Origin of the sequence: Providencia sp. PROV182, assembly GCF_028480325.1 — a bacterium.
Taxonomy (GTDB): Bacteria; Pseudomonadota; Gammaproteobacteria; order Enterobacterales; family Enterobacteriaceae; genus Providencia; species Providencia hangzhouensis.
Map to the genome: position 1 here is coordinate 160,019 of NZ_JAMPOL010000005.1, position 14,889 is coordinate 174,907.

Annotated in this window: 11 protein-coding genes; 6 read left to right on the forward strand and 5 right to left on the reverse strand. The window is 41.2% G+C overall.

What is annotated here, in order from left to right; all coding sequences use genetic code 11:
* Nucleotides 1–155 precede the first annotated feature (155 nt).
* The 5 genes from PR834_RS05530 to PR834_RS05550 all read left to right on the forward strand — a co-directional run bounded on the left by PR834_RS05530 (nt 156) and on the right by PR834_RS05550 (nt 8,211).
* The gene (locus PR834_RS05530) at nt 156–3,758 is read left to right on the forward strand and encodes a DNA translocase FtsK 4TM domain-containing protein (RefSeq protein ID WP_272536500.1); all 3,603 of its coding nucleotides are present in this window, start codon (nt 156–158) and stop codon (nt 3,756–3,758) included.
* Between the two features lie 88 nt (nt 3,759–3,846).
* Nucleotides 3,847–4,467 (forward strand): outer membrane lipoprotein chaperone LolA, encoded by a 621-nt coding sequence (gene lolA, locus PR834_RS05535; RefSeq protein WP_004256331.1) that lies wholly within the window; start codon nt 3,847–3,849, stop codon nt 4,465–4,467.
* An 86-nt stretch (nt 4,468–4,553) separates the two neighbouring features.
* Nucleotides 4,554–5,897 (forward strand): replication-associated recombination protein A, encoded by a 1,344-nt coding sequence (locus PR834_RS05540; protein WP_272525667.1) that lies wholly within the window; start codon nt 4,554–4,556, stop codon nt 5,895–5,897.
* Between the two features lie 108 nt (nt 5,898–6,005).
* Entirely contained in the window at nt 6,006–7,298 is a 1,293-nt protein-coding gene (gene serS, locus PR834_RS05545; protein WP_196724534.1) for a serine--tRNA ligase, read from the forward strand.
* 184 nt (nt 7,299–7,482) lie between these two features.
* Nucleotides 7,483–8,211, forward strand: a complete 729-nt coding sequence (locus PR834_RS05550) for a sulfite exporter TauE/SafE family protein (protein ID WP_096864169.1) — start codon at nt 7,483–7,485, stop codon at nt 8,209–8,211.
* Here the strand turns inward: PR834_RS05550 and PR834_RS05555 are convergent.
* The 3 genes from PR834_RS05555 to PR834_RS05565 form a co-directional block, all read right to left on the reverse strand.
* The gene (locus tag PR834_RS05555) at nt 8,197–9,090 is read right to left on the reverse strand and encodes a LysR substrate-binding domain-containing protein (protein ID WP_272536501.1); all 894 of its coding nucleotides are present in this window, start codon (nt 9,088–9,090) and stop codon (nt 8,197–8,199) included. The two genes, PR834_RS05550 and PR834_RS05555, sit on opposite strands and share 15 nt — an antisense overlap.
* 151 nt (nt 9,091–9,241) lie before the next feature.
* Complete coding sequence (locus tag PR834_RS05560; protein WP_004256309.1) at nt 9,242–10,048, reverse strand: BPSS1780 family membrane protein; 807 nt, start codon at nt 10,046–10,048, stop codon at nt 9,242–9,244.
* A gap of 346 nt (nt 10,049–10,394) precedes the next feature.
* The gene (locus PR834_RS05565) at nt 10,395–10,862 is read right to left on the reverse strand and encodes an Lrp/AsnC family transcriptional regulator (protein ID WP_004256307.1); all 468 of its coding nucleotides are present in this window, start codon (nt 10,860–10,862) and stop codon (nt 10,395–10,397) included.
* Between the two features lie 149 nt (nt 10,863–11,011).
* Between PR834_RS05565 and PR834_RS05570 the strand changes: the two genes are divergently transcribed.
* Nucleotides 11,012–11,434: a DUF2000 domain-containing protein gene (locus tag PR834_RS05570; protein WP_004256305.1), complete on the forward strand. Its 423-nt coding sequence runs from the start codon at nt 11,012–11,014 to the stop codon at nt 11,432–11,434.
* Nucleotides 11,435–11,481: 47 nt separating this feature from the next.
* Here the strand turns inward: PR834_RS05570 and pflA are convergent, their stop codons facing one another.
* A complete protein-coding gene (pflA, locus tag PR834_RS05575; RefSeq protein ID WP_004256303.1) occupies nt 11,482–12,279 on the reverse strand; it encodes a pyruvate formate lyase 1-activating protein in 798 nt (265 codons plus the stop codon).
* Nucleotides 12,280–12,560: 281 nt separating this feature from the next.
* Nucleotides 12,561–14,843, reverse strand: a complete 2,283-nt coding sequence (gene pflB, locus PR834_RS05580; RefSeq protein WP_096864172.1) for a formate C-acetyltransferase — start codon at nt 14,841–14,843, stop codon at nt 12,561–12,563.
* Nucleotides 14,844–14,889: the final 46 nt, after the last annotated feature.

Sequence of the window (14,889 nt, forward strand, 5' to 3'; positions counted from 1 at the left end):
GAAATTGAATCATCATACATTAGATGGAATACTGCACCTTAGTGCTTTTGTGAAGCCTTGATATCTCTTAGTCGCTGTAAAACAGGCAGAGTCAGGCGTTTAATGGTAGAATAAACCTAGGTTAGTCAAGAACATCAGTTAGCAAAGAAATAATAATGAGCCAAGAATATACAGAAGATAAACATATCAAATTTAAAAAACTAAGTAGCGGAAGACGGCTATTAGAGGTTATTTTGCTCGCAATATGCTTGAGCGCACTCTTCTTAATGGTGGCTTTATTGAGCTTTAGCCCTTCAGATCCAAGCTGGTCACAGACCACTTGGAATGCCCCAGTGAAGAATTTAGGGGGGAGTGTAGGTTCATGGAGTGCCGATATTCTCTTCTCTGCTTTTGGTATTCTTGCATTTGCCATTCCTGCACTATTACTCCTAGGTTGCTGGGCGATTTTCCAATATGAAAGTCAGCGCCGATATATTGATTTTTTCTCTTTATCGTTAAGATTAATAGGTGGTTTAGCACTTATTTTATCTTCTTGTGGACTTGCGGCTCTCAATTTTGACGACTTACCTAATTTCGCCTCTGGTGGTGTGATTGGCAGTGTATTTAGTAATGCAATTATGCCGTGGTTCAATTCATTAGGTGCTACGTTAGCATTGCTGTTTTTATGGGCGATAAGCTTTACGCTGTTTACGGGATGGTCATGGCTTACAATCGCAGAAAAAATTGGTGCAGCGGTACTTCTCCCTATTACTTTGCTAACAAATCGAGCGAGGGGAGACGATTTAGATAACTATGATTACGACGTTGAAGAAACTGAAGGAGCTTTACAGCGTGCGCAAGAAGCTGAGCACAGAGCCAATGACAGCCTAGAAAATATTGATGCGGATGATGTTTTGTTTTCCGCACCCACTGTGGCTGAATTAGTCACTGAAGTCGCTCCAACAACGGAAAAAAATACGGGTGAAGCGGTTGTTACTACAGAAAACCCAATTCCTTCAGTGAATCAAAACACATCAGAGCAAGATTCGGTACCTGCTTTCTCTGCAGTGGATGAGCCGAGCACATATCATTTTGAAGTACCAGAAGATTACCAGCCTAAGCTCGGTGCAAGTTTTGATTCAACATCAGATACCGTTAATGAGCCGTTAGTTCAAGCGTCACCGTATGTTGCACCAGAAGAACCGATATTTAGTGTTCAGCATAATCAACAAATAGAACAACAAAAACAAGACAATACCGCTTATCAAGAATATTCGGATAAACAAGAAACACCTGTTAATCAAGCTGCGTTTGAAGCTCAAGCGACATCCACGCCCCCACTTAACTCTTCAAATACAACAGAAAGTTTTATTCCATCATCAGTTACTGAAAGGGGCTCTAATCCAGCTGCATTAGCGGCTGCGGGTATTTCAGTCGCTGCACTGGAGCGCCATGCTCAGGTTAAACAAAATATGGAGCCGGAGCTTCCACGGCCAAATCCTGTTCGTTTACCGACTCGTCGTGAGTTATATGGTATTCGCATTCCATCGTTACGTGATGCGGAACTACAGCGGCGCGAAGAAGAGGCTTCTAAACGTGAACAAATATATCAGCAGTGGTCTACGAGTGAGTCTGACCAACCTGAAACTGATGATGAGGCACAACAAGACGAATTATTACGAGCGCAGTTCTTAGAACAGCAACGTGAACGTTATGGTGAAGTTGATGAAACTGATTATGATGTACCGCTTAATAGCCTGCACTCGCATGATGAGCAATTACAAAATGAGCCAATGACTGAAAATAGAGTCAGCGCATTTACGCAGCCAGAAATTGAACACCGTTGGGCGTCAGCTTCACAACAATCCAATAATACGCATACAATTCCAGAGCCTGATGAGGCCGTGCCAGTCGTGGATAATGGCTATCAACCTCAGTTTACACAAGAGCAAGAAGACTTTGAGCCCAAAATTGATTTAAGAAAAGAGTTCTCTGTGCTGGATAGTTTTACCCCTGTTGATGATTTGGTTGACAACGAGCCAGCTGACCCATTATTTATGCCATCATTTAGCGCGACTTCTGTTACAGCAGGTACCCCACAAAATAATATCGCTGAAGGGCTTGCTAGCTCACCATCAGTAACACAAACTTTTGGGCAGCCACAGCAGCCACAGCAGCCACAGCAGCCACAGCAGCCACAGCAGCCACAGCAGCCACAGCAGCCACAGCAGCCACAGCAAGATAGCTTATTCCACCCGTTCTTAGTGCGTAATGACCAACCATTACCAAAACCAACAACGCCAATGCCGTCTCTTGATTTGCTGGCAAGTCCGCCAGCACAAGAAGAGCCAGTGGATATGTTCAAACTAGAACAAACAGCAAGGTTGATTGAAGCAAGGCTTAATGATTACCGCGTTAAAGCTGAAGTGGTTGGTTTTTCTCCAGGCCCTGTCATTACTCGGTTTGAACTTGACCTCGCACCGGGAGTAAAAGCTGCACGGATATCCACATTGTCACGTGACCTTGCTCGTTCGTTATCAACCGTAGCCGTACGTGTTGTAGAAGTGATACCGGGTAAACCTTATGTAGGCCTCGAACTCCCTAATGAGAAACGGCAAACCGTTTACCTAAGTGAAGTCTTAGACTGCGATGATTTCCGCAAAAACCCATCTCCTCTCACTATTGTATTGGGTAAAGATATTGAAGGTGACCCTGTTGTTGCGGATTTAGCGAAAATGCCTCATTTACTCGTTGCGGGGACAACCGGCTCTGGTAAGTCGGTTGGGGTGAATGCAATGATCCTCAGTATCTTGTATAAAGCCAAACCCGAAGATGTTCGCTTTATCATGATTGACCCGAAAATGCTGGAGTTATCCATTTATGAAGGTATTCCGCATCTATTGACTGAAGTGGTTACTGACATGAAAGATGCGGCGAATGCCTTGCGCTGGTGCGTGAATGAAATGGAACGCCGTTATAAACTCATGTCTGCATTAGGGGTACGTAACCTAGCGGGTTATAACGACCGCATTAAAGCAGCAGAAGAAATGGGGCGGCCAATTCCTGATCCACATTGGAAACCCGGTGATAGCATGGATGTAGAACACCCAATGCTGAAAAAAGAACCTTACATTGTTGTCATGGTTGATGAATTTGCCGACTTAATGATGACAGCTGGTAAAAAAGTGGAAGAGTTAATTGCACGGTTGGCACAAAAAGCACGTGCCGCGGGTATTCATTTGGTATTGGCAACTCAACGGCCATCGGTTGATATTATTACTGGACTAATCAAAGCAAATATTCCAACGCGGATTGCATTTACGGTATCCAGTAAAATTGACTCGCGCACGATCCTTGACCAAGGCGGCGCTGAATCTTTACTAGGCATGGGGGATATGCTGTATTTACCACCAAACTCTTCAATTCCTGTGCGTGTACACGGTGCTTTTGTTCGTGACCAAGAGGTTCATGCAGTTGTAAATGATTGGAAAGCTCGCGGTAAACCACAATATATTGATAGCATCACGACCTGTAGTGACGATAGCGAAGGTGGTGGTTATGATAGCGGAGGTGAAGAGCTTGACCCACTGTTTGACCAGGCAGTTGAGTTTGTTGTTGAGAAACAACGCGTTTCCATTTCTGGGGTTCAACGCCAATTTAGGATAGGTTATAACCGTGCTGCAAGGATTGTTGAGCAAATGGAGCTCCAAGGTATTGTCAGTGAGCAAGGGCACAATGGTAACCGTGAAGTTCTTGCTCCTCCGTCAATGGGGCATTAATAATTTAGTGTGCTAATTGCTGGTTTAATTTAAGGGGTGTATAAAGACGTAACACCTCTTATGGTAATAATTTTAAGGTCTCTCATCGATGAAAAAAATGATGTTATTGGGTGCGTTAGCCCTGAGTTTACATATTGGCCAAGTATTGGCGGACGCAAGCCAAGACCTTCAAGAACGTTTGAATAAGGTCAATAGCTTCCAAGCTAGCTTCTCGCAAAAGGTGACGAGTCCTGAAGGGGATTTGGTTCAAGAAGGTGTTGGGGATTTATGGCTTGAGCGCCCAAATTTATTTAATTGGAACATGACATCACCTGATGAAAGCGTATTGGTGTCAGATGGTAAAGATTTGTGGTTTTATAACCCGTTCGTAGAACAAGTGACGGTGACTAATTTAGCAGATGCTACGCAGGATACGCCATTTCTACTAATTACACGTAACGACCCGAAAGATTGGAAACAGTACTCAATCATTCAGCAGGGAAATACGTTTGATTTAAAACCAAAACAAACTAATGGGACTTTAAAACGTTTCTCCATTACGGTTTCTCCCGAAGGGACGATTGAGCAGTTTTCAGCGGTTGAACAAGATGGCCAAACCAGTGCTTATCAATTAAAAGAGCAAAAAAATGGTCGCGTTGATGCGAGTAAATTCAAGTTTACAGTACCAAAAGGCGTCACTTTAGATGACCAGCGTTCAAATGCTAAATAAGCTTGATTAGAGAAAATATTAGCCAGCAGTATTCATACTTGCTGGTTAATATATAAGATATTTTAAGAAGTAAAAAAGAGGATATAGTGGGTAACCTGTCTCTTGATTTTTCGCAGAATGAATTTCAACCTTTAGCAGCAAGAATGCGGCCTGAAACCCTTGAACAGTATATTGGCCAAAAGCATTTATTGGCTGAGGGGAAACCGTTGCCACGTGCGATTAAAGCGGGTCATCTGCACTCCATGATTTTATGGGGGCCCCCTGGAACAGGCAAAACAACCCTTGCCGAAATTATTGGTAATTATGCGCAAGCCGATATTGAACGTATTTCAGCAGTTACTTCTGGTATTAAGGAAATTCGAGAATCCATCGAAAAAGCCCGGCAAAATCGCAGTGCGGGGCGGAGAACCATTTTATTTGTCGATGAGGTTCATCGTTTTAATAAAAGCCAGCAAGATGCATTTTTACCGCATATAGAAGATGGCACGATTACATTTATTGGTGCAACAACTGAAAACCCATCATTTGAATTAAATTCCGCGTTATTATCACGTGCTAGGGTGTATTTGCTTAAATCCCTTGAAGAAAATGATATTGAACAGGTCTTGTTACAAGCACTGGCAGATTCATCTCGTGGCCTTGGTGGGCAAAATATTGTTCTGCCTGATAACACGCGCAAAATGGTCGCTCAGTTGGTTAATGGGGATGCTAGGCGTTCATTAAATCTCCTGGAAATGATGGCAGATATGGCAGAGGCTGATAGCCAAGGGCAGCGTATTTTAACCGCTGATCTGTTAAAAGAAGTTAGCGGTGAACGTACTGCACGGTTTGATAACAAAGGCGACCGTTATTACGACTTAATCTCTGCTCTGCATAAGTCGATTAGAGGCTCAGCACCAGATGCTGCACTGTATTGGTTTGCAAGGATTATTACTGCGGGTGGTGACCCTCTGTATGTTGTCCGTCGGCTACTTGCAATTGCATCAGAAGATGTGGGTAATGCGGATCCTCGTGCGATGCAAGTCGCCATTTCAGCTTGGGATTGCTTCACGCGAGTGGGGCCAGCCGAAGGCGAGCGTGCAATTGCCCAAGCTATTGTTTATTTAGCTTGTGCGCCGAAAAGTAACGCGGTTTATACCGCCTATAAAGCAGCGATTAAAGATGCACAAATGCAACCAGACTACGATGTGCCAGAACATCTTCGAAATGCCCCAACTAAACTATTAAAAGAAATGGGTGCAGGGAAAGAATATCGTTATGCACATGATGAACCTAACGCATATGCTGCGGGAGAAAATTATTTTCCTGAACCTATGCAAACAACACGTTATTACTACCCTACGAAACGGGGCCAAGAAGGCAAGTTTGCTGAAAAATTAGACTGGTTAGCCCAACAGGATCAAATTAGCACCACAAAACGCTATCGCTAAACTAGGCAATGCGGTAAGGTTATATAGCGAAATACTTTACTTTATTTGTTGTGCTGGAATGCACCTCAAAAAGTATCATTAATTACTAACAATAATCACAGGATAAGCATGCTCGATCCCAATTTACTGCGTACGGAGCTAGACGCGGTTGCTGAAAAACTGGCTCGCAGGGGTTTTACCCTTGATGTGGAAAAGCTGCGTGAATTAGAAGAACGCCGCAAAGTTTTACAAGTTGAAACTGAAACCCTGCAAGCAGACCGTAACTCGCGATCGAAAACTATTGGTGCGGCGAAGGCACGTGGTGAAGATATCGAACCATTACGTCTGGAAGTTAACCAATTAGGCGAAAAATTGGATTCTGCAAAAGCAGAGCTAGATAAGCTGCAACAAGAAATCCGTGATATTGCCTTGAGTATCCCGAACATCCCTGATGACCAAGTACCTGATGGTAAAGATGATTCTGACAACGTTGAAGTTGCTCGTTGGGGTGAACCTCGCCAGTATGACTTCGAAGTTAAAGACCATGTTAGCCTTGGTGAGTTATCTGGTGGCTTAGACTTCCCTGCTGCGGTAAAACTGACAGGAGCACGTTTTGTTGTCATGAAAGGGCAAATTGCTCGCATGCATCGTGCCTTGGCTCAATTTATGCTTGACTTACATACTGAACAACATGGTTACCAAGAGTTGTATGTTCCATATTTAGTCAACCATGACACACTGTACGGAACTGGCCAATTACCAAAGTTTGGTGAAGATTTGTTCCATACTAAACCACTGGAAGAAGAAGCAGACAGCAGTACTTATGCGTTGATCCCAACCGCAGAAGTTCCAGTGACTAACTTGGTTCGTGATGAAATTTTAGATGAAGACTCACTTCCTCTGAAAATGACGGCACATACGCCTTGTTTCCGTTCTGAAGCAGGGTCTTATGGCCGTGATACACGCGGTTTGATCCGTATGCATCAGTTCGACAAAGTTGAGTTAGTACAAATCGTTCATCCAGAAAAATCTATGGATGCATTGGAAGAGCTGACTGGTCATGCAGAAAAAGTATTACAATTACTGAACTTGCCTTATCGTAAAGTGATTTTGTGCACCGGTGATATTGGTTTTGGTTCACGTAAAACCTATGACTTAGAAGTGTGGTTACCAGCGCAAAATACTTATCGTGAAATTTCATCTTGTTCAAACATGTGGGACTTCCAAGCGCGTCGTATGCAAGCGCGTTTCCGCGGTAAGAGTGATAAGAAAACACAACTTGTTCATACCCTGAATGGTTCTGGTTTAGCTGTTGGTCGTACATTGGTGGCGATTTTAGAAAACTACCAATTAGCTGATGGCCGTATTGAAATTCCAGAAGTATTGCGCCCATATATGAAAGGGCTAGAGTTCATCGGTTAATTTCCGTTACTCTTTCAAACATAAAGCGCGACTGACGACAGTCGCGTTTTTTTTGTGTAAATTTAAAGTGTTCTGGAAAAAGCATCCTCAGGTTAAACCTGATCCCCCCTCAATATTTTCCAAATAGCAGCATTCAATGCATGACATTAATCTACGGTAAAGTAAATTTATCGGAGTGATATTGATGGGTGTAATTATTGGTGTTTTCTTATTAGCAGGTATTGTAAAAGGGGTGATCGGGCTAGGCCTACCAACAATCGCGATGGGGTTATTAAGCACATCAATGGAGCCTGCTGCAGCTGCGAGCTTATTAATTATTCCATCGTTAATTACTAATATATGGCAATTATTGATTGGCCCACAATTTATGGCACTAATCAAACGGCTCAGTGGTTTTATTATTGGGGTCATGCTTGGCACATTATTCAGTTTTTTACCTTCTTTAACCTCGGCATCTCGTTGGACACTACCTACACTGGGTATCGTGCTTATTATCTATGGAATTTGGGGCTTAATTGCTAAAAAAACGCCATCTTTCGAGAAACATGAAACATGGCTTTCGCCAACAGTGGGTTATATTACAGGTGTAATTACAGCAGCTACAGGAGTATTTGTTATTCCAGCAGTTCCTTATTTGCAAACCTTAAAATTAAATAAAGATGAGCTTATTCAGGCTCTAGGGTTAGCATTTACCGCATCAACAGTTGCATTAGCCATCAAGTTATCCATTGACCATCAACAATATGATATTAATTGGAGTTTATCTGCCTTTGCCTTAATACCTGCTATTGGTGGAATGTATCTTGGTCAATATTTACGCAAGATTATTAGCGAGAAATTATTCCGTCGTTGCTTTTTTATTGGGTTAATCGGATTAGGGATTTACATGACGGCAAAATTAGCTTTCAGATGACCAGTTAATTAAAAAATGAATAAACTCGTTGGTATAATCAGGTAATTGGCTGAAATCTCGTGCGCAGATAACTAATTTTCGGCATGCCCAATCTTCGGTCAATTGCAGTATTTTACTAGTAGAAAATTGACTACGCTGTGCCGCTTGTTTGGGAATAATAGCAATGCCAATTCCATCGTTAACCCCTTGCATTACCGCATCTAGTGTTGGCATGCGTATCCGGTAGTTGAGCCGTTTGCCTTGTTGTTTAGCGTTATTATCAATATGTTTTTGTAATGGGGTATCTTCCATTAAACCAATAAATTCAGCATCAATAATATCAGAAAATAGAACGCTTTTTTGGCTTACCCAAAGGCTATCTTTATGGGCAAAAACGACTAATTCATCTGAGCTGAATGGACGAATATCCAGACCAGTGAGGTCAGTAGAATCTGCGATAATACCAATATCTGCAATTTTATTTTTGATGGCAGTGACGATATTAGCACTTGGCATTTCTTTCACGGATACAGACATAGTGGGTTGTTGTCGTAAATAAGCGCTAACACGGGCGGGTAAAAATTCCATTTGAGCTGAAGTATTACAAAGAATATTAATATGCCCACGCAGGTGTCGACTATATTTTCGCAGTTCATCTTGCATTAATTCAATTTGCTGCAAAATTGTTTTCGCATGCTCAATAAATGCATGACCTGCATTCGATAATGAAACCCCTTTCACTGAACGAATAAATATATCGATGTTTAATTCATTTTCTAACCCACGTATTCGTTCACTTGCAGATTGCAGTGTAAGATAAGTTAGTTTCGCTCCTTGGGTGATGCTTCCTGCATTGGCGACATTAACACACAGTTTTAAATCAGTGGTATCGAAATACATGGAAAACAACTCCAAATTATGAAAAGAAGAGGGAAATTATCATTTAAAGGAATATATGTGAATTTTTTCGGGATAGCAAAAAGGAAAGCAATTGCTTTCCTTTTTTTAGATTTAATGATTTAACAAAGTCGTCAAATCATTAGATTTTGGTTTATTTTACTTGTGAGAAAAACAGGCTGCGATAACTGCTGTAATAGCAAACATACATAATTGGCATAGAAACTAATAAACCTAAACCTAATGGGATAACTGAAATTATCATTAAGATTGATAAAACGATAAAGAACAGGATACCTGGTAGGAGGTTTTTCTTAACAGCTTGTAAGCTTGCTGAGATTGCAGCGCCAACAGTGAAATCATGGTTCATCACTAATGCAGGAGCAAACCAAGTTAAGGCTGTACCCACTAATGCTGCAATGGCCATTATGATGATTGCAAAGAAGAATGTACCTGAAGACGCAAGGATAGCCGCGTCAGATGGCGAACCGTATTGGTTGCTTTCCATCAGTAAACCGAACATTGCAGAACCACCGATAATAAATGCGATGATCATTCCTACTAAGTTAGCAGCAAAGTTGATGGCTCCAACGGCAAATAGGGTACCAAATTTATTTTGGAAGCCTGCAAATAATAAGCCGATTTCTGCTTGGCCTGTTTTACGTTGATTTTCACTGATAGCAATAATACCACCGATAAAAATAGGTGTAATAAAAGTAATCAGTAAGTTCAAGAATGGGATCATTGAAATGATAAAGATCACCGCAAACAGAACGATGTTAATTAGGATCCACATTCCCAGTTTTTCTTTAACGAGAGACCATGATTGGCTGATCCAGTTAACACCTTCACCTGCATCTACTGCGCGAGGTTCTGCGTGAAAAACGAATGTATCGGCTTGAGTTTGTGCGTTAATTGTAGGTGCAGGATTGTTATCTGCACTGAAGTTTTCATTATTCATGATAAAAAAGGAACCTGTTAGTCGTAGTGAATTAGCGATATATTATTATTAATAAGTTTTTTGAGCTTATACTCATTCTTGTAACTTATCGGCAGTAGTATGCAGATAAGTTAGCTTATTATAAAGCAGACTATTCTGGTAAGGTATTTTTGATTAAAATTTTCTTGTATAAAATATTTTCTATCGAAATAAGAAGGTTATCTATTCCTTAATGTACTGAATAAAATACGAATATTTAGTATATTTAGTGAAAAAAGCTATTTTTTGGTTCTATCAACAAGGTTAAATCGTCAATTAAATAATCACGATTCATAATAATTAAGTAAGATTTTATTTAATTTAAAAGCTAAATAAGTGATATTGGGTAAGCATCCAACGGCTTAATTTCTTTAAGTACAAACATACTTTGCATTTCTTTGATACCCGGTAACCGGCGAATAACCGTCATAGCAAAGTCGGCATAGGAGTCTAAATCATGGGATACAACCTGTAATAAAAAGTCAGTATCACCACCAATACTGTAGCAAGCGACGACATTTTCTAGCTCAGTCACTTCTTGTTCAAATTTTTGTGCTTCAGCCTCGCTATCACTATCAATAATGACGCGAACAAAAACCATCACACCTAAGCCAATCTTTTTACGATTGAGAATGGCGCGATATCCTTGAATAATATTTTCTTCTTCTAATTTTTTAACCCTTCGCCAACAGGGAGAGGCTGACATGCCTACTTTTTCGGCAAGCACTTGGTTAGTTATTCGAGCATCATCTTGTAGTAACTTTAGTATTTTTATTTCTGTCTTATCTATTGCCATAAATGAAAATCTCTATCTTAAAAATGCTTTAAATGGGATAAATTTACCTAAATCTTAGCGTGTAATGACTGAGTTAGAAAGCCTATTTCTTTCTTTAAATGCCATAATTATTGGGAAATTGAATACACATAAAATCATAGGGGACAGGAATGATATTTAATCCAGCTGAGCATCGTTGCGCTATCGTCGTTAATCAGGATTTATCTAACGGGTTGGCAATGAATGCCGCTAGTGTGATTGGCGTGAGTTTAGGAAATAAAGTTAACAATATAGTAGGGGAAGATTTGAACAGTGCGGATAATATCAATTATCCCGGTGTGATTTATGCGCCATTACCGATTTTAAAATCACCGGAGCAGTATATTAAAGAGATTGAAGTGGCTGCATTAAAGGTAAATGAAATATACATTATTCCTTTTAGCTTATTGGCACAATCGTGCCGGACTTATGATGAGTATCAGCAAAAATTATTAGAACACGAATATAAAAATATTCAGTTAGCTGGTATTGGGTTGGTAGGAAATAAAAAGGCGGTGACGCAGCTTATTGGCCACTTACCTTTGTTTAGATAAGAATAATGGCAGATAAAGCAGAGGCTCTATAAAGAGCCTCAAATTGGTTAGTACATTACTTTGTGACCATAACTTTCTAGAATACTTTTAACTCGTTCCATCACTTCTTTTGATGGTGGTCTAACGCCATCTAGTTTGTATTCTTCACCCATGGTTTCCCATTTGTGTTTACCGAGTTCGTGGTAGGGCAGTAATTCGATTTTTTCGATATTGCTCATATCTTTGGTAAATTCGCCCAGTAAATGTACTGAATGGTCATCATCACTCCAACCCGGCACGACAACATAGCGTACCCAAGTTTTCTGGTTGCGTTTGGCAAGGTAACGAGCAAATTCCAAAGTACGATGGTTAGAAACACCCACTAATTTTTGATGAATTTCATCATCGATTTGCTTTAAATCTAACATCACTAAGTCAGTGACATCCATCAGTTCATCAATCACTGGGTCGTAGCGGCGCACGAATCCATTGGTATCAAGGCAAGTATGAATATTTTCTTTTTTACAGGCACGGAACCAGTCACGTACAAATTCAGCTTGTAAGATAGCTTCTCCGCCTGAGGCGGTAACACCTCCGCCAGTCGCATTCATAAAGTGGCGATAGGTTACGGCTTCTTTCATTAATTCTTCAACGGTAACAATATTGCCACCGTGGGTATCCCAAGTATCGCGGTTATGGCAATACAGGCAGCGCATTAAGCAGCCTTGGAAAAATACAATAAAACGGATCCCAGGACCATCAACGGTTCCGCATGATTCAAACGAATGAATACGGCCGAGTGTGGTTGGGGTTTCTGTCACATTAGTCGTCGCTATTGTTTTGGTTTTAGTATCATCGATAGACATAGCAGGCACTCCAAAATATCCTTCATACCGCAAACTTTAGAGCAAAAATATCGTTGCTGGTATAGATAAAAAGCCCCCGTGAGGGGGCTCAGACTGCTGACAAACATATTATGTTTGGCGGCAAGTTTAATAGGTTTTGAAAATAAACTAGGAAAATCAATTTATTGATTTTCGGCTGATAACACAAAGCGGGAAAAACCACGTTTTTATCCCGCTTTGTCAACAACCTCAGACCCCGTAAAGCGGGGTCTTTAATTTACTTTATTTTAATGAGCTAATTATTACATTGTACTGGTGAAAGTACGAGTAATAACGTCTTGCTGTTGTTCTTTAGTCAGTGAGTTGAAACGTACAGCATAACCAGATACACGGATAGTCAGTTGTGGGTACTTCTCTGGGTTTTCCATTGCATCTAACAGCATTTCACGGTTCATAACGTTAACGTTCAGATGCTGGCCGCCTTCGATAGACGCTTCGTGGTGGAAGTAACCATCCATCAGACCCGCTAAGTTCGTTTTACGAACATCATCATCTTTACCTAACGCATTTGGTACGATAGAGAAAGTATAAGAAATACCATCTTTCGCGTAAGCAAATGGCAGTTTAGCAACAGAAGTCAGTGAAGCTACCGCACCTTTTTGGTCACGACCGTGCATTGGGTTTGCACCTGGTCCGAATGGTGCACCTGCACGACGGCCATCTGGTGTATTACCTGTTTTCTTACCATACACTACGTTAGAGGTGATGGTCAGGATTGACTGAGTTGGTACCGCGTTACGGTAAGTAGGCAGTTTCTGAATTTTCTTCATGAAACGTTCAACTAAGTCACACGCGATATCATCTACACGAGAGTCGTTGTTACCAAATTGTGGATATTCACCTTCGATTTCGAAGTCGATAGCGATACCGTCTTCATCACGAATTGGTTTAACTTTCGCATATTTGATTGCAGACAGTGAGTCAGCAGCAACAGATAGACCCGCAATACCACAAGCCATGGTGCGATAAACATCACGGTCATGTAACGCCATCAGCGAAGCTTCATAGCTGTATTTATCGTGCATGAAGTGGATGCAGTTCAGTGCAGTGACGTACTGAGTTGCTAACCAATCCATGAAGTGGTCCATTTGGTTCATCACAGTATCGAAATCTAAGATCTCGTCCATGATTGGTGCATGTTTAGGACCAACTTGCATTTTCAGTTTTTCATCAACACCACCGTTGATGGTATACAGCATGGTTTTCGCTAAGTTTGCGCGAGCACCGAAGAACTGCATTTGTTTACCAACAATCATTGGGCTGACGCAACATGCAATTGCGTAGTCATCGTTATTGAAGTCTGGACGCATCAGGTCATCATTTTCATACTGAACTGATGAGGTATCGATAGACACTTTAGCTGCGAATTTTTTGAAATTCATTGGCAGTTTTTCTGACCACAGGATAGTCATGTTTGGCTCAGGAGATGGGCCCATGGTATACAGTGTGTTCAGGAAACGGAATGTGCTTTTCGTTACCAGAGTACGGCCATCAAGGCCCATACCTGCTAATGATTCAGTTGCCCAGATTGGGTCACCAGAGAACAGCTCATCGTATTCAGGAGTACGTAAGAAACGTACCATACGCAGTTTCATGACTAAGTGGTCAATCAATTCTTGCGCTTGTTGTTCGGTGATTTTACCTGCTTCTAAGTCACGTTGGATATACACGTCTAAGAAGGTAGAAACACGACCAAATGACATTGCAGCACCGTTTTGTGATTTAACAGCGGCTAAGTAACCGAAGTAAGTCCACTGTACTGCTTCTTGTGCGTTTGTTGCTGGTGCAGAAATATCGTAACCGTATTTTGCAGCCATTTCTTTCATTTGACCCAATGCACGGTGCTGTTCAGCAATTTCTTCGCGCAGTTGGATAGTCATTTGTAGGTCTTCACCTTTTTCTAATCTTTCTTGCAAAGAGGTGAATTGGTTAAATTTGTCTTTCATCAGGAAATCAATACCGTACAGTGCAACACGACGGTAGTCACCGATGATACGACCACGACCATATGCATCAGGTAGACCAGTCAAGATACCTGATTTACGGCATTTTAAGATGTCTGGCGTGTAAACGTCGAAAACACCTTGGTTGTGAGTTTTACGGTATTCAGTGAAGATTTTTTTGATTTCTGGGTCTAAAGTACGGTCGTAAGCTTTGCATGAGCCTTCAACCATTTTGATACCACCGAATGGGATAAGACCACGTTTCAGAGGTGCGTCAGTTTGCAAGCCAACGACTTTTTCTAATTCTTTAGTAATGTAACCTGCATCATGAGAAGTGATGGTTGAAGCGACATCAGTGTCAAAATCAACTGGCGCATGAGTGCGGTTTTCGATTTTGATCCCTTCCATGACTTTATCCCACAACGTGTCAGTTGCTGGAGTAGAGCCTGCTAAGAAAGATTCATCACCTTCATATGGAGTGTAGTTTTTCTGGATGAAGTCACGTACGTTGACGTTATTCTGCCAGTCACCTTGGTTAAAACCTTGCCATGCTAAAGCGAATTTTTCATTTAACTCGGACATGATACTTTTACCTTTTAACAATGGATCTTTTAGGGATCTTAATAAA

What these genes read in the sequence shown, in the direction of transcription:
- lolA (WP_004256331.1), top strand. Translation starts at nt 3,847, where the DNA reads ATGAAAAAAATGATGTTATTGGGTGCGTTAGCCCTGAGTTTACATATT.
- pflA (WP_004256303.1), bottom strand. Translation starts at nt 12,279, where the DNA reads ATGTCTATCGATGATACTAAAACCAAAACAATAGCGACGACTAATGTG.
- PR834_RS05530 (WP_272536500.1), top strand. Translation starts at nt 156, where the DNA reads ATGAGCCAAGAATATACAGAAGATAAACATATCAAATTTAAAAAACTA.
- PR834_RS05560 (WP_004256309.1), bottom strand. Translation starts at nt 10,048, where the DNA reads ATGAATAATGAAAACTTCAGTGCAGATAACAATCCTGCACCTACAATT.
- PR834_RS05565 (WP_004256307.1), bottom strand. Translation starts at nt 10,862, where the DNA reads ATGGCAATAGATAAGACAGAAATAAAAATACTAAAGTTACTACAAGAT.
- PR834_RS05550 (WP_096864169.1), top strand. Translation starts at nt 7,483, where the DNA reads ATGGGTGTAATTATTGGTGTTTTCTTATTAGCAGGTATTGTAAAAGGG.
- PR834_RS05555 (WP_272536501.1), bottom strand. Translation starts at nt 9,090, where the DNA reads ATGTATTTCGATACCACTGATTTAAAACTGTGTGTTAATGTCGCCAAT.
- PR834_RS05570 (WP_004256305.1), top strand. Translation starts at nt 11,012, where the DNA reads ATGATATTTAATCCAGCTGAGCATCGTTGCGCTATCGTCGTTAATCAG.
- pflB (WP_096864172.1), bottom strand. Translation starts at nt 14,843, where the DNA reads ATGTCCGAGTTAAATGAAAAATTCGCTTTAGCATGGCAAGGTTTTAAC.
- serS (WP_196724534.1), top strand. Translation starts at nt 6,006, where the DNA reads ATGCTCGATCCCAATTTACTGCGTACGGAGCTAGACGCGGTTGCTGAA.